The organism is Aeromonas sp. A35_P (assembly GCF_002259925.1).
Lineage (GTDB): Bacteria > Pseudomonadota > Gammaproteobacteria > Enterobacterales > Aeromonadaceae > Aeromonas > Aeromonas dhakensis.
The window spans coordinates 22,232-40,194 of sequence record NZ_NEVB01000033.1; the positions used below are offsets into that span (position 1 = coordinate 22,232).

The window sequence follows — 17,963 nt, forward strand, 5'->3', positions numbered from 1 at the left end:
CATGAAGTCCTTTTGGTTGAGACACGCAGGAAAGTGACTGTTATGGCGGGCACAGAGGTCATTTCATTTACATTTTTGTTACAAATAAATGAAAGGCCCCATATGGGGAGGCAGGGCGAGCGGACAGGTTGGCGAAGAGGCGGGGCGTGCCGGTTGGCACGCCCCCGAGGGGATCAGCGGCTGGCCAGCGGGTAGGTAAAGAGGGCCAGGTGAGCGAAGTTGAACAGGAAGTGGATCGCGATGGCGACGCTGAGGCGCCCGCTCAGCAGGAACGCCAGGCCATAGCAGGCCCCCGCCAGCGCGGCGAACAGCACCAGCAGCGGGCCGCCGGCCAGGTGGGCGGCGCCGAACAGCAGGCTGGCTACCAGCACCCCAAGCCAGCGCCGGCTGTGTGCGGCGATCCCCTGCTGCAGGAAGCCGCGAAACAGCGCCTCTTCCGCCACGCAGGTGAACAGCAGGTTGTTGATGGCAAACAGCCACCACCAGCCGGGCAGGCCCACTTCGGGCTTGAGGGCTCCCAGCTGCCAGGCGGCGATCAGCAGGGCCGCCAGCGGCACCAGCAGCAGTGCCAGCCTGCGCCACTGAACGGCGCCGCCCGGGCCCAGCAGGGCGGGCCATGCCAGCAGCAGGCCGAAGAAGACCAGCGGCTTGTCGAGGTTGAGGTACATGTTGAAGGGCACGCTGGCGGGGCCGGCCTGCACCTGATCCAGCACCTTCAGGTTGGTGAAGCCGGGGATGAGGTGCAGCATCAGCGCCACCGCCCACAGCAGCACGGCGCCCAGGGCGACGGCGCGCCATGGCTGGGGCAGGGAGGGGGTGCGCCAGGCCAGCAGCAGGCCCGCCGTGCTGGCCAGCACGGCGATTGGGCTCAGGTGGCCGAGGCCGAGAGCCGCCAGCAGGGCGACCGCCAGCATGATGACGCCGGGCAGACGCTGCCGGGCCAGACAGAGCAAGACGGCCAGCGCCAGTGCTCCCCAGATGAGTGAATCAGGTAGAGGTAACATTGAGTCTCCAGGGCCGATGAAAGTGCCGCACCTTAACAATGGGACATCCCATGAGACAAGGCTCAATAAGCTGGTCGGATCCCCGCGCGGCAGGAGGGAGCAGGCGAGCAACCATAAAAAAACCGGAGCTGGGCTCCGGTTTTGGCAAGGGTGCGACGCTATCAGCGGCCGGATTCGGCGATCACCCGAGCGATGATGTCGGCCCGCAGGTTGGCGTCCAGCTCGCCCAGGGCGATCAGGCCGGCCTTGAAGATCACGTTCTTCGGCAGGCTGACGTCGTCCAGGGTGGTGATGGCCTCCACGTGCAGGCCGTTCAGGCGGCTGGCATCGCGCGGGCTCAGGTTGACCTGGGTGTTCAGCACCTGCTTGCCCTTCTTCTTGGGCTGGGCGGGTTTCTTCGGCTGCTCTTCCAGCTCGTCTTCCGGCAGTTCGTCATCAAAATCGTAAATAGACATAGTCAATCCTGTTGGTTGGGCGAGGGGCCTTGAGCCCGACGTGGTTGCTCCGATGGGGTCAATCAGCCCATATCCTCGTTGCGGATAAAGGCGCGCCAGGAGACGAGCACCTGGGCAAAATCTTCCAGCCCGCACATGGCCAGCTGTTCATCATCGTAGTAGGCGAGATCGTCGAGATCCTCATCCTGCTCGATATTGAGGACGTTGGCCTTCACCTCGGCCTCCTCGTGGGTCAGCAGCAGGGAGTAGTCGCCGCCAAGCAGCCGGTATTCGGTGCGGGCCCGGCTGGAGAGCTGATCGATGATGGCGAACAGCTCGTCGAGTTTCTCCTCGTCCTTGCCCACTTCGTCGATCAGCCACTGACCGATGGCCTCGTGGCCCATGGAGAACCGGGCGCGATAACCGCCGAACGGGTCGCGGCGAAATTCATAATCCATAGTTCAGTCCATAGCGGAAGGGTGAGTCGTCATGGGCAGGGGAAAATCCTGCTCCATGGCGGGGCGCATATAGCGTAAAGTGGCCTATTCTAGCGAGCCCCCCCTCGCTTGTCTTGAAGATGTGGCATCTTTGCCCCGGTGCAGGCGCTTTGTGGCCGGTCCGGCCCCCGCTTTGGAGATGTGATGCAGCTAAACGATACCCTCGCACGCCAGATAGTCAGTCGAGCGATACAGATCCTCTCTGTTTCGGTCAAGGTGATGGACGAGCCACAGAGACTCATCATCGCCTCAAGCTATGCCCGGTTCGTTCAGCGGAGTACCTATGCAGCTCAATGACACCCTCGCACGGCAGATTGTCAGCCGGGCCATGAAGATCCTTTCTTTCTCGGTCAACGTGATGGACGAGCACGGCCTGATCATCGCGTCCGGCAACCCGGAGCGGCTCCATCAGCGCCATGAGGGGGCCGTGCTGGCGCTGACCGAGAACCGGGTGGTGGAGATCAGCGACGCCACCGCCCGCGAGCTCAAGGGGGTGCGCCCCGGCATCAACCTGCCCATCGCCTATCAGGGAGAGCTGCTCGGGGTCATCGGCATCTCGGGCGATCCGGACGAAGTGCGTGCTTACGCCGAGCTGGTGCGGATGACCGCCGAGCTGATCCTGGAGCAGGCGGCGCTCACCGAGCAACTGCAGTGGGACAAGCGCCACAAGGAGGAGCTGGTGCTGCAGCTCATCCGTGGTGAAGGGCGCGAAGATCAGCTGCAGTAGGCGGCCCGCTTCCTCGGGCTGGATCTGGCCCAGCCGCGGGTGGTGGCTGGGCTGGCGCTGGAGGAGGCCGACCCGGCCCGGCTGCGGGAGCTGGTACACCTGCTGGAAAACCCGGAGCGGGACAATCTGGTGGCCATCAACGGCCTGGACGAGATAGTGGTGCTCAAGCCTGCCCAGCTCAGCGACGGCGTCTGGCAGTCAGAGCAGGAGCGCAGTCGCATCAAGCAGTTGCTGGCCCGCATCCCCCACTTTCGGGTGCGCATCGGGGTGGGTGATTACTTCGCCGGCACCGACGGGCTGGCGCGATCCTACCAGACGGCGCGGGACACCTTGCGCCGCGGCATGCGGCAGGCGCCGCGCAAGCAGGTCTATTTCTTCGAGGATTACCGGTTGCCGGTGCTGCTCGGCAGTCTGGCGGACTCCTGGCAGGCGGATCAGCTGCGGGCTCCGCTGCACAAGCTGGCGCAGGAGGATACAAAGGGAACACTGCTGAAGACGCTGCGCCAATATTTCTTGCAGGATTGTGATCTGCATCCCTGTGCCGAAGCCCTGTTCATCCACCCCAATACCCTGCGCTATCGGCTGACCCGGATCGAGCAGATAACCGGGTTGAATTTCAACAAGTTAGATGACAAGTTTCTGCTCTATCTCGGGCTCAATCTCGACAGCTGATTTGTTCATATATACAGAAAGTTGCATTTTTAAAAGCTGATATTTGGTTTTTTGACCAAAGCATTCCGATCCCGGATCACCATAATGGCCACCATTCACTCACTAGAAAGGTGCCCGTCATGACCCCGGTTACAGCCCTTGGCGCCCTCGCGGCGCTCTCCATCGCCATCTTCCTGATCCTGAAGAAGGTGCCACCCGCTTACGGCATGATCGTCGGCGCCCTGGCCGGCGGCCTGATCGGCGGTGCCGATCTGACCCAGACCGTCGCCCTGATGATCGGCGGCGCCCAGGGGATCACCACGGCGGTGATGAGGATCCTGGCGGCGGGCGTACTGGCCGGCGTGCTGATCGAATCGGGCGCCGCCACCACCATCGCCGAGACCATAGTCCGGAAGCTGGGCGAAACCCGCGCCCTGCTGGCGCTGGCGCTGGCCACCCTGATCCTGACCGCGGTCGGCGTGTTCGTGGACGTGGCCGTCATCACGGTCGCCCCCATTGCGCTGGCCATCGCCCGCCGTGCCGATCTCTCCAAGGCGGCCATCCTGCTGGCGATGATCGGCGGCGGCAAGGCGGGCAATGTCATGTCGCCCAACCCCAACGCCATCGCGGCGGCGGACGCCTTCCACCTGCCGCTCACCTCTGTGATGGCGGCCGGCATCATCCCGGGCCTGTTCGGGCTGGTGATGGCCTACTGGCTGGCCAAGCGCCTCAACAACAAGGGCAGCAAGGTCGCCGCCGACGAGGTGGTGAGCTTCGATGGCAGCAAGCTGCCGGGCTTTGCCGCCGCCATCAGTGCGCCCCTGGTGGCCATCCTGCTGCTGGCCCTGCGCCCCATCGCCGGCATCGTTGTGGATCCGCTCATCGCACTGCCTCTCGGTGGTCTGGTAGGTGCCCTGATGATGGGCAAGTTCGGCAAGGTGAACCAGTTTGCCGTCTCCGGTCTCGCCCGCATGGCGCCGGTGGCCATCATGCTGCTGGGTACCGGTACCTTGGCGGGCATCATCGCCAACTCCGGCCTCAAGGATGTGCTGATCAGCGGCCTGACCGCCTCCGGCCTACCCTCCTACCTGCTGGCCCCCATTTCCGGTGCCCTGATGTCGCTGGCGACCGCCTCGACCACCGCTGGTACCGTGGTAGCCTCCAATGTGTTCAGCGCCACCCTGCTCGAGCTTGGTATCAGCAGCCTGGCGGGGGCCGCCATGATCCACGCCGGTGCCACCGTATTCGACCACATGCCCCATGGCTCCTTCTTCCATGCCACCGGCGGCAGCGTCCACATGGGCGTGGGTGAGCGGCTCAAGCTCATCCCCTACGAAACCGCAGTTGGTCTGACCATCGCCGTTGTCTCCACCCTGATGTTCGGCGTGTTTGGCCTCGCCTAAGGAATTGATATGAAAATTGTTATCGCCCCCGATTCATTCAAGGAGAGCCTGAGCGCCATGGCGGTGGCCGATGCCATCGAGGCCGGTTTCAAGCAGGTGCTGCCGGATGCCACCTACGTCAAATTGCCGATGGCTGATGGCGGCGAGGGGACTGTGCAGTCCTTGGTGGATGCCACCGGTGGCCGCATTCTGCCCTTCCATGTGACCGCACCCCTTGGCAACAAGGTACAGGGCTTCGTCGGTCTGCTGGGGGATGGCGAGCGTGCGGTCATCGAGATGGCGGCGGCCTCCGGCCTGCATCTGGTGGCGCCTGAGCTGCGCAATCCGCTGCACACCTCGAGCAGCGGCACCGGCGAGCTGATCCTGGCGGCCCTCGACATGGGGGTGAAGCATCTGATCCTCGGCATCGGCGGCAGCGCCACCAATGACGGCGGTGCCGGCATGATCCAGGCGCTCGGCGGCAAGCTGCTCAAGCGCGACGGCACTTCCATCGCGCCGGGCGGCGCCGGTCTGGCCGAGCTGGCCAGCATCGATCTGAGCGGGCTCGATTCACGCCTCGCCAAGATCACCATCGAAGTGGCCTGCGATGTGGATAACCCGCTGTGCGGGCCGAAAGGGGCCTCCGCCGTGTTTGGTCCGCAGAAGGGGGCGACCCCCGCGATGGTGGCGCAGCTGGACGCCAACCTGGCCCACTACGCCGACTGCATCGAGCAGGCGCTTGGCAAGCAGGTGAAGGAGATTGCGGGGGCGGGCGCCGCCGGTGGCATGGGGGCGGCCCTGGTGGGCCTGCTCGGCGCCGAGCTCAAACCCGGCATCCAGATCGTCATCGAGGCGTTGAAGCTGGCCGAAGCGGTGGCCGACGCAGATCTGGTCATCACCGGCGAGGGGCGCATCGACAGCCAGACCATCCACGGCAAGACGCCAATCGGTGTCGCACGCTGTGCCAAGCTGTTCGGCAAGCCGGTGATCGGTATCGCGGGTTGTCTGACCGACGACTGCGGCGTGGTACACGAGCACGGGCTGGATGCGGTGTTTGCCGTGGTCAACCGCGCCATGTCCCTGCCGGAAGCGCTGGCCACCGCCACCACCAACCTGCAGCTCACGGCCCGCAACGTGGCGGCGCTCTATCTGTTGCGATCCTGACTCTCTTCTGGCCGCTGCCTGGCGCCGGCCAACCCCGCCCCGTGTCGCGGTGACGACCTGCCCCGCTGCAGGTCTGCCCGAAACACCTTGCCGATCAGATGATCGGCTTTTTTCATTATCCTGCTGTATCCCCAGTGCTTTTCTGCGGTTTCTGTATTCTGGCCGCCGACTTTGCGGCATAGTGATCCCCCATAGTACAAGGAGCGACCCATGATCTTGCTGACCCTGGGGGTACTGCTGTTTACCCTGACTCACCTCTATCCCTGCTTCGCGCCCGACCACAGGATCCGGCTGCGCGAGCGGTTGGGGGAGCATCGCTACAAGGGACTCTTCTCGCTGGTGCTGTTCATCGGCATCGCCTGCATCATTGCCGGCTGGCGCACCTCCAGCCCCTTGCCGCTCTATTTTCTGCCCGCCTGGGGACCGACCCTGATGATGGCGGTGATGCCCATCGCCCTGATCCTGTTCTGCTCCGGTCAGGGCCCCAACCACCTGCGGCGCTGGCTGGTGCATCCCCAGCTGCTCGGTACCCTGCTTTGGGCCGGCGCCCATCTGGCGGTCAACAGCGAGGCCCGCTCCCTGGTGCTGTTTGGCGGCATCGGCCTGTGGGCACTGGTGAGCATCGTCTGGATTTCGGTGCGGGACTGGCAGCGCCATCCCCGTCCGGCGGCCAACTGGTACGGCACCGGGCTCAGCGTGGGGGCCGGGCTGGCGCTCACCGCCCTGCTGATCTTCTGGGGACACGGCATGCTCACCGGCATCCCCCTCTATTGAGCCGGTGAACCGGCCGGCGTGTTCGCGCGTATGTCATTCATCTGCCTGACAGGAGTCACTCGATGAAAAGGATTGTCTTGTTGCTGACGCTGGCATCCGGCATGGCCGGCGCTGCCTGCCCCGACTACTTCAACGTGGAGATGCGGGAGCTCAACAGCACCCAGCGCCACAACCTCTGCCAGCTGACCGAGGGCAAGGTGGTGCTGGTGGTCAACACCGCCTCTTATTGTGGCTACAGCGGCCAGTTTAGGGATCTGGAGCGGCTCTATCAGGGCTACAAGGAGCAGGGACTGGTGGTGCTGGGCTTCCCCTCCAACGATTTTTGGCAGGAGGCGGGCAACGAGAACAAGACCGCCGAGGTGTGCCGGCGCGACTACGGGGTCACCTTCCCCATGTTCAATCGGGTGGCGGTGCGGGGTTCGGATGCGGTACCCCTGTTCAAGGGGTTGGCGGCGGCAGCCGATGGCGATGCCCCCAACTGGAACTTCCACAAGTACCTGGTGGGGCGCGACGGCAAGCTCATCGGCAGCTACGGTGCCAACCAGAATCCGGCGGACGATCCCCTGCAACAAGAGGTCAAACGAGCGCTCGGCCTTTAGCGCTACCCCGCGGCGGGCCGCTCTGGAATAATGGGGGCCCGCTCTTCTCTCTGGTAATCCCGTGCTGCAACGTCTGCCCCAAATGGTGATCTTCGATCCCTGGTCCGTGAACAGGGGATCTCTGCCGCCGCCCGGCGGCTCGGCGTTTCCAAATCCCACATCAGCAAGCAGCTGGCCCAGCTCGAGGCAGAACTCGGTGCCCAGCTGGTGCAGCGCACCACCCGCCGCTTCTCCCTCACCGAGCTCGGTCAGGAGTATGCCCGCCACTGCCGTGCCCTGGTGGCGGTGGCGCTGGAGGCGGACTCCATGGTGGCGGAGCGGCGCGGCAAGGTGAGCGGCGTGCTCCATCTGGGGGTCGGTCAATCCTTCGGCCGGCTGCACGTGATCCCGCGCCTCAAGGCGTTTCAGGATCGCTACCCCGAGCTGGAGCTGGAGGTCTCCCTGTTCGATCACCGCACCAATCTGGTGGATGAGGGGCTGGATCTCTGGATCACCACCTACGAGGACAAACCCGAGGCACTGGTGGGGCAGCGGCTGGCGGACATCGGCTTCGTGCTGGTGGCCTCGCCGGACTATCTCTTGAGCCACGGCACCCCGCTCCATCCCAAGGATCTGGCCCAGCACAACTGCATCACCTACCAGAGTCGGGAGCGGCGCTACCACGAGTGGTCGTTTCGCCAGGGCAAGGAGCGCCAGACGGTGCAGGTGGCCGGCAACTACCGGGTGGATCTGGCGGAGGCGGTGCGCGACGCCGCCTTGGCCGGGCTCGGCATCGCCTACGTAGCCAATTACCTGCTGGACAAGGAGCTGCAGTCCGGCCTGCTGATCCCGCTGTTGCCCCAGTGGCGACCAAACCAGAAGATGGCGGTACACGCCGTCTATGCCAGGCGCGAGCACCTGGATCCCAAGATCCGGCTGTTCATCGATTTCCTCAAGGAGGGTTTCGGCCCCCATCCCTACTGGGAACAGCGGCTGGCCCCCTGGCTCGGCGGCAAATTGTCCGGTACAGAGGAATAATCGTTTCCATATAAGAACACTGGCTTTCGCTTGATACCAAAATCGAGCCAAATCAGCCAGTTGCCGCAACCGGTATCGTGAAAACGTTTTTGCTAACAGGGCTGTAACCAACTGGACTTGCAGTGGCGAGGCAGGGAGCGCAGAATCCGCGCCCATCTTTTGCCCCACCTGATGGAGTCCCTATGATTGCCCTGCTCGGCATCCTGAGTATCCTGGCCCTGGCCACGCTCTGCTCTGATAATCGTCGTCGTATCCCGTTGCGAACAGTGGGCCTGGCCCTCTGCCTGCAGATCCTCTTCGCCGGCCTGGTGCTCTGGCTGCCCGCCGGTCAGCACGTGCTGAACGGGGTGAGCGAGAGCGTGAGCAGCGTGATCGGTTACGGTCAGGAGGGGATCGCCTTCCTGTTCGGCGATCTGGCCAAGTTCAAGCTGGGCTTCATCTTTGCCTTCAACGTGCTGCCGGTCATCATCTTCTTCTCCGCGGTGATCGCCATCCTCTACCACATCGGCCTGATGCCGAAAGTGATCGCCCTGCTTGGCGGCGGCCTGCAGAAGCTGCTGGGCACCGGCCGCGCCGAGAGCCTCTCCGCCACCGCCAACATTTTCGTCGGCATGGTGGAGGCGCCGCTGGTGGTCAAACCCTATCTCTCCAAGATGTCCGATTCCCAGTTCTTCGCGGTGATGAGCTGCGGCCTCGCCTCCGTGGCCGGCGGTACCCTGGTGGGTTACGCCAGCATCGGGGTCGAGCTGAAATACCTGATCGCGGCGGCCTTCATGTCGGCACCGGCCGGTCTGGCCATGGCCAAGATCCTGGTGCCGCCTGCCGCCGAAGAAGAGGACCATCATCAGGACGTGGTGATCCCGCGTGCCACCAACGTGATTGAAGCGGCCGCCGATGGTGCCATGTCCGGTCTCAACATCGCGGTTGCCGTGGGGGCCACCCTGCTGGCCTTCGTCGGCGTGATCGCCATGCTCAACGGCCTGCTGGGCTGGGCCGGTGACCTGGTGGGGCTGGAGCTGAGCTTCCAGATCATCCTGGGCTGGCTGTTCGCTCCCGTCTCCTGGTTGATCGGCATCCCCTGGGAGCAGGCTCAGGCCGCCGGCGCCCTGATCGGCACCAAGATAGTGGTGAACGAGTTCGTCGCCTTCATCGCCCTGGTGCAGGATCAGACCCTGAGCGAATCGAGCAAGGCCATCGTCACCTTCGCCCTGTGCGGTTTCGCCAACATCTCCTCCATGGCGATCCTGATCGGCGGCCTGGGTGCCATGGTGCCGGAGCGCAAATCCTTCATCGCCCGTTACGGCATGCGCGCCATTCTGGCGGGGGTGCTGGCGAACCTGATGAGCGCCTCGCTGGCCGGCCTGTTCCTCGCCCTCTGATTGACCCCAGAAGTTAGCACCTTCCGGTCAGAGCCCGCTTCGGCGGGCTTTTTTGCGCCCGTCTGCCGGCAAAAAAAAAGCGCCTCAGGGAGGCGCGGGGAAAAAGACAGATTGGAAGCGTCACATGGGTGCCACTTGAATGAGGGATGAGCCATGCCATCCAAGTGTGAAGCCATGATGCCTGAGGCTGTCTGAAGCCCTTCTGAGGCGATTCTTCATACTATGTTCATTTTGCTAAACGCAATGCGGGCTGGCTGGTCAGTGGCTCAGGGAGGCAGCGCGACGTTGTCTGCGGTCTGCTGTTCCAGCGCCGGCAACCAGATTGCTAACGGGATGCCGGCCGCGGCTCAGGGGGTCAGCACAAAGTGATCGGCACTCTGCTGCTCCAGTGCCAGCAGCCAGCGCTTGATGGGGATGCCGCCGGCATAACCGGTCAGCTCGCCGCTGCGGCCGATCACCCGGTGGCAGGGCACTATGATGCTGAGCGGGTTGCGGCCGTTGGCGGCACCGACTGCCCGTACCGCCTTGGGATTGCCGATGGCCTGGGCTATCTCGAGGTAGCTGACGGTCTCACCGTAGGGAATGTCGCCCAGGGCGCGCCATACCGATTGCTGAAAAGGGGTGCCCCGGGCGGCGAGCGGCAGATCGAAGCGGCGCAGGCGACCGGCGAAGTAGGCAGCGAACTGCTCGACGAAAGGGGCGAGCGCCTGATCGTCCCGCTGCCACTGGTCGGTCGGGGTCACCGGCTGCTCGCCTCGCACGAACTCCACGTAGCGCAGCCCGTCCCGATCGATGGCGATGAGCAGGGGGCCGTGGGCGCTGTCGCAAAAACTGTATTGCATGTCGTCATCCTCGGGTGTCGGGCAAGGGCCCGGTTAGTCAACTACCGGCTTGCCGCGGGTCGATTTGATCTCCCCCTTGCGCTTCTTGGCATCGACCCGCTTGCGCTGGGAGCTGCGGGTCGGCTTGGTGGCGTGGCGGGCCTTGGGGCGCCATGCTGCTTTTTTCAGCAGCTCCACCAGGCGGCTCATCGCCTCCTTGCGGTTCATGTCCTGACTGCGATGGGTCTCGACCCGGATCAGGATGAAGCCGTCGTGAACACGGCTGTCGCTCAGCTTGTCGAGCCCCTCCTTGTAAAGCGGGGTGAGGCTGGGGGAGCTGCGGTAATCGAAGCGCAACCAGACGGCGGAGTCGGTCTTGTTGACGTGCTGGCCGCCGTTGCCCTGTGCCCGCATGGTCTGGAATTGCAGCTCATGCCAGGGCAGGGTGACGCTGTTGGAGATGACTAACATACTGCTGTGCTCTTGTTTGGTGCAGCGGCGCTGGCTGGTTCAGCTTGGTGCCTCATAATGGGGCGAGCTGCGCTCCCTTGGTGATGTCGGGAGAGTCCTGCTCCAGACGTAAATGCTATCTTTTTGAAATTAAACAATAAAAAGACTTGGCACAAGAATTGATTCCCCATTCATGACATACCATGGATTGGGAGCAACCAGATGAAGCTGATTACTGCGATTATCAAACCCTTCAAATTGGATGACGTGCGCGAGGCCGTCGCCATCCTGGGGGTCGAGGGTCTGACCGTGTCCGAGGTCAAAGGGTTTGGCCGCCAGAAGGGGCACACCGAATTATACCGGGGAGCCGAGTATCAGGTCGACTTCCTGCCCAAGGTCAAGCTGGAGATCGCCACCGCCGATGACAACGTCGAAGGGGTGATCGAGGCGATCTGCAAGGCCGCTTACACCGGCAAGATAGGTGACGGCAAGATCTTCGTCTACGACCTGCTGCAGGCCGTGCGCATCCGGACCGGCGAGAACGACGACGAGGCGCTCTGACGGCCCTGACGGGGCTGGTGGTCGATGGGGTGTCGCTGATTGACTCCATGGTGGGGCTGGATAGGATTCTATCCGGCCCCTTTGTTTGAACGGCGTTTAAATATGTGATCCCGCAACGTCAGGATTTCTTGATCCCGCTGTCGAGCTCAATGCAAAATGCAAACAGCAATGGTTCTCACTCGATATAGCAACTCAAGGAATGGATGATGAAAATGAAGATGTTGGTACTGGCTTTCTCTGCGTTGGCGGCTCAGTCGGCGTTTGCCGCAGGGGAAGTGAATGTCTACTCCAACCGCCAGGATGAGCTGATCAAGCCCATCATCCAGCAGTTCGAGAAAGAGTCAGGCATCAAGGTCAACGTGGTGTTCGCCAAAGAGGGTCTGAACGAGCGTCTGGAGCGGGAAGGCAAGCTTTCCCCGGCGGATCTGATGCTGACCGTCGACATCAGCCGGCTGACTGATCTGGTGGACAAGGGGCTGGTGCAGCCGGTGGACAGCAAGATCCTGCAGGAGAACATCCCCGCCATCTATCGCGATCCGGACAACCGCTGGTTCGCCCTGACCACCCGCGTGCGCGCCATCTATTCCAGCAAGGATCGCCTCGGCAAGCTGGACACCATCAGCTACGAAGATCTGGCCAAGCCTGAATTCAAAGGAAAAATCTGCACCCGCAGCGGCAAGCATGAGTACAATGTGGCGCTGGTCTCCTCCATGATCGCTCATCACGGCATGGCGGATGCAAAAACCTGGCTGGAAGGGGTCAAGGCCAACCTGGCGCGCAAGCCGCAGGGCAACGACCGTGATCAGGTCAAGGCGATCAAGGATGGTATCTGTGACCTGTCGCTCGGCAACAGCTACTACCTGGGCGCCATGCTGAAGGATCCGGCGCAGAAGTCCTGGGCCGATGCCGTCTACATCAACTTCCCGAACCAGGGGGATCGCGGTGCCCACGTCAACGTGAGCGGCGTGGCCATGACCAAGTATGCCAAGAACAAGGCCGAGGCCCAGAAGCTGATGGAATTTCTGGCCGGCGACACCGCCCAGCACATGTATGCGGACGTGAATGCCGAGTATCCGGTCAAGGCCGGGGTCGAGCCTTCCGCCATGGTCAAGTCCTGGGGCAGTTTCAAGTCTGACCCCATGCCGGTCAGCGATTACGCCAAGCACCGCAAGGACGCCTTGCAGCTGCTGGATGAAGTGAAATTCGACTTGTAATCAGATGGGGCCAACGGCCCCATCAACCTCTGTGGTCTCATGAAAAATTTTGGATGGATTACCGGCAGCTGGGCCAGCGCTCTGCTGCTGGCCTTGCCGGTGCTTGCTCTGGTCTTCTCCGCCTTCTCGGCCGACGGAGATCTGTTTAGCCACCTCGCCGATACCGTACTGTTCGACTATCTGACCAATACCCTGGGGCTGGTGGTCGGGGTGGTGCTGCTCAGCCTGCTGTTCGGCGTGCCGACCGCCTGGCTGGTGGCCATGTGCCAGGTGCCGGGTCGCCGGGCCCTGCAGTGGGCGCTGATGCTGCCCATGGCCATGCCCTCCTATATAGTCGCCTACGTCTACACGGATCTGCTCGACTACTCGGGCCCGCTGCAGGCGGGGCTGCGCACCCTGTTTGACTGGCAATCCCCCGCCGATTACTGGTTTCCGGCCATCCGCTCCCTTGGCGGCGCCGCCTGGGTGCTGGCGCTGGTATTGTTCCCCTACGTCTATCTGCTGACCCGCGCCTCCTTTCTGGAGCAGTCGGTCAGCCTCATTCACTCCAGCCGCCTGCTCGGTTGCAGCCCCTGGCAGAGTTTTCGTCGCCTCAGCCTGCCGCTGGCACGTCCCGCCATCATGGTGGCGGTCTCCCTGGTGGCGATGGAGACGTTGGCCGACTTTGCCACCGTCCACTTCTTTGCCATCAACACCCTGACCACTGCGGTCTACGACACCTGGCTCGGCTACGGCAGTCTGGCCACCGCCGCCAAGCTCTCCTGCCTGATGCTGCTGGCGGTGGTGCTGCTGATCGCGTTGGAGCGCCGCTCCCGTAGCCGGCAGCAGGTGTTCCAGAAGTCGATGGGCCATGAGCAGCCGCTGCGCTACCCGCTCAAGGGCGCGCGGCGTTGGCTGGCTGCGATCTGGTGCTGGGGGCTGGTGCTGGCCGGCTTCGGCCTGCCGTTCGTCATCCTGCTGGACTACGGGGTGCGCTACTTCGAACTGTCGTGGACGCCGGAGTTTGTCCGCTTCGCCGGCAACAGTCTGCTCATCTCGGCGCTGACCGCCCTGCTGGCCATGGGCATCGCCCTGTTGCTCGGCTTCTGCCGTCGTCTCGATGGCGGGCCCAAGAGCCTGTTGCCCCTGCGCATCGCTGCCATGGGTTACGCCATGCCGGGTACCGTGCTCGCCATCGGGGTACTGGTGCCGCTCACCGCCCTCGACTTTGCCATCAACGATCTGGCCGAGTGGCTGGGGCGTCAGGGGCCTGGGTTGCTGCTGACCGGCACCCTCACCGCCATCGTGTTCGGCTATCTGGTGCGCTTCGTGGCCATCGCCATCGGTTCGGTGGAGAGCAGCATGGGCAAGATCTCCCCCAGCCTCGACATGGCGGCCCGATCCTTGGGGCAGGGGGATGGCGCCATGTTGCGGCGGGTGCACCTGCCACTGGTGCGGCGCGGCCTGTTTGCCGGTGCCATGCTGGTGTTCATCGAATCCATGAAGGAGCTGCCCGCGGCCCTGCTGCTGCGGCCGTTCAACTTCGATACCCTGGCGACCCACGTCTACCAGTTCGTGTCGGACGAGATGCTGGAGCGCGGCGCGCTCGGCGCCATCGTCATCGTGCTGGTGGGCCTGTTGCCGCTGATCTGGGTCAACCGCAACCTGGATGGGGCGGGGCACTGAGTTTGCCCATCCTGGAATGTTGTCTGGCCGCCGGTCGGTCTGGTTCAAAAGAATATGAGGAAGTCAGCCTTGTCCTGTTTGCAGGTTGAAAATGTCAGTTGCCGTTACAACGGCCGCAATGTGTTGGAACAGCTCTCCCTGACGGTGGCAGACAACGAGATCGTCTGCCTGCTGGGGGCGAGCGGCTGCGGCAAAACTACGCTGCTCAAGGCCATCGCTGGCCTGCTGCCGTTGGCGGAGGGGGCTATTCGCCTCGGCGATACCCTGCTCGACGGGGCGGGTGCCAGCATGCCGCCCGAGGCGCGCAACATCGGCATGATCTTTCAGGATTACGCCCTCTTCCCCCACCTGACGGTGGCGGACAACGTCGGTTTCGGTCTGACCCGGCTCGATCGCCGTGTCCGCCAGCAACAGGTGGACGAGGCGCTGGCGCTGGTCAATCTGCAGGGGCTGGGGGATCGCTATCCGCACCAGCTCTCCGGCGGCCAGCAGCAGCGGGTGGCCATCGCCCGCGCCCTGGTCTGCAAGCCGCGGCTGATGCTGCTGGACGAGCCCTTCTCCAACATCGACACCCAGGTGCGGATGAAGCTGATCCTCGAGATCCGCGCCCTGCTCAAGCAGCAGGGGATCGGCGCCATCTTCGTCAGCCACAGCAAGGAGGAAGCCTTTGCCTTCGCCGATCGGCTGGCACTGTTTCGCGCGGGTCACATCGAGCAGGTGGGCCAGCCGGAGCAGCTCTATCGCCGCCCCCAGAATCGATTCGTGGCGGAGTTTCTCGGCGGGGTCAACTACCTGGCGGCCGAGGTGGTGGACAGCCACTGCGTGCGCACGGTGCTCGGGGTCATCTGCGGCAGCGAGCCCCATGGCCGGGCAGTGGGTGAGCTGCTGCAACTGATGCTCAGGCCCCAGCAGCTGCTGCTGGAGAGTGCCGCGGATGGCGAGCTCAAGGTGGTGGAACAGCAGTTCCTCGGCCACCACTGCCGGGTGCTGTTCGAGAGCGGTGAGCTGCGGCTGGAGGCGAGCATCGGCGAGCCGCTGGAGGGGGCGCGGGCGCGGGTCAGGGTGACCCCTCACGCCCTGGTGTTGTTTGACCCTTTACCCTGAACGCGTGATATCGTTGTGAAATCAATGAACTGGAACCGCGCTGGTTTATAATCGCGCAACGCTATCCGCCCATATCGCCAATGCCTGTTTAGGGGAGAGATATATGAAAGCCCAAGCCGGGATCTGTGCCGAGCCCAATCTGCACGCCCTCTATCTGATGTTCAACCGCACCGGTGACGCCGCCGAACTGGTGGCCCGTCTGGCTAGGTTGCCGGCCCTGTGGGAGGCGGTGGCCGCCGATTTCCCCGCTGCCGGCTTCAGCGGTCTGGTGGCCGTCGGCGCCGACGCCTGGGATGGCCTCTATCCTGCCGCCCGTCCGCCCCAGTTCCGCAGCTTTATGGCGCAATCCGCCAACGGTCAGGAGGCCCCCAATACCCCGTTCGATCTGTTCGTGCAGTTGCGCGCCGATCGGGTCGATGTGCTGCATCACGCCGGTCAGCGCGTGATGGCTCTGCTGGCCGGGTTGGTAGATCTGGCGGAAGAGGTGCGCGGTTTTCGCAACCTCGACTGCCGCGATCTGACCGGTTTCGTCGACGGCACCGAGAACCCGCAGGATGAGCACCGCGCCGAAGTGGCGCTGCTGGCCGATGGCGAGTTTGCCGGTGGCTCCTACATCCACGTGCAGCGCTGGGTCCACGCCATGAGCGACTGGGAGAAGCTGGCGCTGAAGGAGCAGGAAGACATCATAGGTCGCACCAAGGTCGACAATATCGAGTACGAGTCTGCCGACAAGCCGCTGACCGCCCACATCAAGCGGGTCAACCTCAAGACCCCGAAGGGGGAGTCCATGGAGATCCTGCGCCAGAGCATGCCCTGGGGCACCATGACCGAGCAGGGGCTCTACTTCATCTCCTGCTGCCGCACCCCGCAGCACTTCAACGCCATGCTGGCCAGCATGTACAAGGGGGAGGGCAGCCACTTCGATCACCTGCTGCGCTTCACCAGAGCGGTGACCGGCGCAGCCTTCTTCGCTCCTTCAGAAGATTTTCTGGTGGGGCAGGGCAAATAAGCTCGACCCGCAGATAACAAAAATCCCGGCCTTGGCCGGGATTTTGCGTTCTGGAGCAACCGCCACGGGGCGGTTGCCGCCCTTACGGCGTCTGTTCGAACAGCTCGAGGGCGGAGAGATAGAGCTCCTCGATGTCGGTGTCGCTGGTCGGGGTGATGAAGATGGTGTCGTCACCAGCGATGGTGCCGAGGATCCCTTCGGCTTTGCCGAGGGAGTCGAGCAGGCGGGCGATCAGCTGGGCTGCACCCGGGCTGGTGTGGATCACCACCAGGGCGCCGTTGTGGTCGACATCCAGCACCAGATTCTTGAGCGGGCTGGAGGTGGTGGGCACGCCCAGTTCCACCGGCAGGCAGTAGACCATCTCCATCTTGGCATTGCGGGTGCGAACGGCGCCGAAGCGGCTCAGCATGCGCGATACCTTGGACTGGTTGATGTTTTCGAAGCCCATCTCTTGCAGGGCAGTCACTATCTCTGCCTGGGAGCCAAATCGTTCTTCTTTCAGCAAGGCTTTAAAGGCCTTGGCCAGTTTTTCTTGCTTGTCGTTATGCTTCATCTTGGACTCACGAATGAGGAGGTTTGGCTGCCTGTCACGCTCAGGCGGCAGATATGAACAGCGTGCCCATTTTGCATTCATATGCCTATTTTTGCAAGGAAGCGGCGCTTGTTCTGCATATTGATTCAAATATAGCTTGCATCCACCCATGCCAGCGTTAGAATCAGGACGAAATATTGAAAACTTATTCAATTGGGCTGTATGGGTATTGAATTAATCGGTATCGAAAAATCCTGGCACAAGGTGCCGGTACTGCAACAGGTCAGCTTTCGGACCGCTCCCGGTGAAACCTTGGTGCTGCTGGGCCCGAGCGGTGCCGGCAAGAGCTCTCTGCTGCGCATGATGAACCTGCTGGACACCCCGGATGCCGGTGTTCTGCGCATCGGTGAAAGTGAATTTTCTTTCCCCTCCAGCCTCTCCACTGCCGAGTTCAACCGCCAGACCCAGGCGCTGCGGCGCAAGGTGGGCATGGTGTTCCAGCAGTACAATCTGTGGCCCCATCTCACCGTGATGGAGAACCTCATCGAGGCGCCTGTCAAACTGCTCGGCATGAGCAAGGCGGCGGCCATGGAGAAGGGGGGCTATCTGCTGGCCCAGCTGCAGCTGGCCGACAAGCGCGACGCCTGGCCGGCGCGGCTGTCCGGCGGTCAGCAGCAGCGGGTGGCCATCGCCCGCACCCTGATGATGGATCCCCAGGTGCTGCTGTTTGACGAGCCGACGGCGGCCCTCGACCCCGAGATCACCAAGGAAGTGGCGGAGATCATCCGCAACCTTGGCCAGACCGGTATCACCCAGGTGGTGGTGACCCACGAGGTGGAGTTCGCTCGCAAGGTGGCCAGCCAGGTGATCTATCTCGAGAAGGGGCGGATCATCGAAGCGGGCTCCGCCGCCATTTTCCAAGCCCCGCAAACCAGCCGGTTTGCCGAATTCTTGATGCATTGATATTCAAATCGATAAG

At 63.2% G+C, this 17,963-nt stretch carries 17 protein-coding genes and 2 pseudogenes; 13 read left to right on the plus strand and 6 right to left on the minus strand.

From position 1 onward, the window contains the following. Positions 1–173: 173 nt before the first annotated feature. The 3 genes from CAK78_RS02930 to CAK78_RS02940 form a co-directional block, all read right to left on the minus strand. The gene (locus CAK78_RS02930; RefSeq protein WP_094696320.1) at positions 174–1,004 is read right to left on the minus strand and encodes a CPBP family intramembrane glutamic endopeptidase; all 831 of its coding nucleotides are present in this window, start codon (positions 1,002–1,004) and stop codon (positions 174–176) included. A 161-nt stretch (positions 1,005–1,165) separates the two neighbouring features. Continuing rightward, complete coding sequence (locus CAK78_RS02935) at positions 1,166–1,459, minus strand: hypothetical protein (protein WP_005308637.1); 294 nt, start codon at positions 1,457–1,459, stop codon at positions 1,166–1,168. Between the two features lie 62 nt (positions 1,460–1,521). Beyond that, entirely contained in the window at positions 1,522–1,896 is a 375-nt protein-coding gene (locus CAK78_RS02940; protein WP_005308639.1) for a YacL family protein, read from the minus strand. A gap of 322 nt (positions 1,897–2,218) precedes the next feature. Here CAK78_RS02940 and CAK78_RS02945 point away from each other — a divergent pair. The 7 genes and pseudogenes from CAK78_RS02945 to CAK78_RS02975 all read left to right on the plus strand — a co-directional run bounded on the left by CAK78_RS02945 (position 2,219) and on the right by CAK78_RS02975 (position 9,628). Beyond that, a pseudogene (locus CAK78_RS02945) lies at positions 2,219–3,334 on the plus strand (sugar diacid recognition domain-containing protein). Between the two features lie 119 nt (positions 3,335–3,453). Beyond that, entirely contained in the window at positions 3,454–4,716 is a 1,263-nt protein-coding gene (locus tag CAK78_RS02950) for a GntP family permease (protein ID WP_094696321.1), read from the plus strand. Between the two features lie 9 nt (positions 4,717–4,725). Further along, a complete protein-coding gene (locus tag CAK78_RS02955) occupies positions 4,726–5,859 on the plus strand; it encodes a glycerate kinase (RefSeq protein ID WP_094696322.1) in 1,134 nt (377 codons plus the stop codon). 210 nt (positions 5,860–6,069) lie between these two features. Beyond that, entirely contained in the window at positions 6,070–6,633 is a 564-nt protein-coding gene (locus CAK78_RS02960) for an NnrU family protein (protein ID WP_010635161.1), read from the plus strand. Between the two features lie 62 nt (positions 6,634–6,695). Then, complete coding sequence (locus tag CAK78_RS02965; RefSeq protein WP_094696323.1) at positions 6,696–7,232, plus strand: glutathione peroxidase; 537 nt, start codon at positions 6,696–6,698, stop codon at positions 7,230–7,232. A gap of 82 nt (positions 7,233–7,314) precedes the next feature. Then, a pseudogene (locus CAK78_RS02970) lies at positions 7,315–8,249 on the plus strand (LysR family transcriptional regulator). Positions 8,250–8,431: 182 nt separating this feature from the next. Beyond that, on the plus strand, positions 8,432–9,628 hold the full coding sequence (locus CAK78_RS02975; RefSeq protein ID WP_005308649.1) for a NupC/NupG family nucleoside CNT transporter: 1,197 nt from the start codon (positions 8,432–8,434) through the stop codon (positions 9,626–9,628). Positions 9,629–9,975: 347 nt separating this feature from the next. Here CAK78_RS02975 and CAK78_RS02980 read toward each other — a convergent pair whose 3' ends face one another. After that, a complete protein-coding gene (locus tag CAK78_RS02980; RefSeq protein ID WP_094696324.1) occupies positions 9,976–10,470 on the minus strand; it encodes a methylated-DNA--[protein]-cysteine S-methyltransferase in 495 nt (164 codons plus the stop codon). Positions 10,471–10,503: 33 nt separating this feature from the next. Next, positions 10,504–10,920: an alternative ribosome rescue aminoacyl-tRNA hydrolase ArfB gene (gene arfB, locus CAK78_RS02985; protein WP_094696325.1), complete on the minus strand. Its 417-nt coding sequence runs from the start codon at positions 10,918–10,920 to the stop codon at positions 10,504–10,506. 201 nt (positions 10,921–11,121) lie between these two features. On the opposite strand from arfB, the gene glnK reads away from it, so the two are divergent. The 5 genes from glnK (at position 11,122) to CAK78_RS03010 (ending at position 16,452) form a co-directional block, all read left to right on the plus strand. Further along, positions 11,122–11,460 carry a P-II family nitrogen regulator gene (glnK, locus tag CAK78_RS02990; protein WP_005308655.1) on the plus strand — a complete coding sequence of 113 codons (339 nt, stop codon included), beginning with the start codon at positions 11,122–11,124 and terminating at the stop codon, positions 11,458–11,460. A gap of 206 nt (positions 11,461–11,666) precedes the next feature. Continuing rightward, positions 11,667–12,674 carry a Fe(3+) ABC transporter substrate-binding protein gene (locus tag CAK78_RS02995; RefSeq protein ID WP_094696326.1) on the plus strand — a complete coding sequence of 336 codons (1,008 nt, stop codon included), beginning with the start codon at positions 11,667–11,669 and terminating at the stop codon, positions 12,672–12,674. A 39-nt stretch (positions 12,675–12,713) separates the two neighbouring features. Continuing rightward, a complete protein-coding gene (locus CAK78_RS03000; RefSeq protein WP_094696327.1) occupies positions 12,714–14,339 on the plus strand; it encodes an ABC transporter permease in 1,626 nt (541 codons plus the stop codon). A 69-nt stretch (positions 14,340–14,408) separates the two neighbouring features. After that, the gene (locus tag CAK78_RS03005; protein ID WP_094696328.1) at positions 14,409–15,443 is read left to right on the plus strand and encodes an ABC transporter ATP-binding protein; all 1,035 of its coding nucleotides are present in this window, start codon (positions 14,409–14,411) and stop codon (positions 15,441–15,443) included. Positions 15,444–15,546: 103 nt separating this feature from the next. Then, positions 15,547–16,452 carry a Dyp-type peroxidase gene (locus tag CAK78_RS03010; RefSeq protein ID WP_094696329.1) on the plus strand — a complete coding sequence of 302 codons (906 nt, stop codon included), beginning with the start codon at positions 15,547–15,549 and terminating at the stop codon, positions 16,450–16,452. 82 nt (positions 16,453–16,534) lie between these two features. Here the strand turns inward: CAK78_RS03010 and argR are convergent, their stop codons facing one another. After that, positions 16,535–17,005, minus strand: a complete 471-nt coding sequence (gene argR / locus CAK78_RS03015; RefSeq protein WP_005308670.1) for a transcriptional regulator ArgR — start codon at positions 17,003–17,005, stop codon at positions 16,535–16,537. A gap of 201 nt (positions 17,006–17,206) precedes the next feature. On the opposite strand from argR, the gene CAK78_RS03020 reads away from it, so the two are divergent. Beyond that, positions 17,207–17,947: an ATP-binding cassette domain-containing protein gene (locus CAK78_RS03020; protein WP_005308671.1), complete on the plus strand. Its 741-nt coding sequence runs from the start codon at positions 17,207–17,209 to the stop codon at positions 17,945–17,947. The last annotated feature ends 16 nt before the right edge of the window (positions 17,948–17,963 follow it).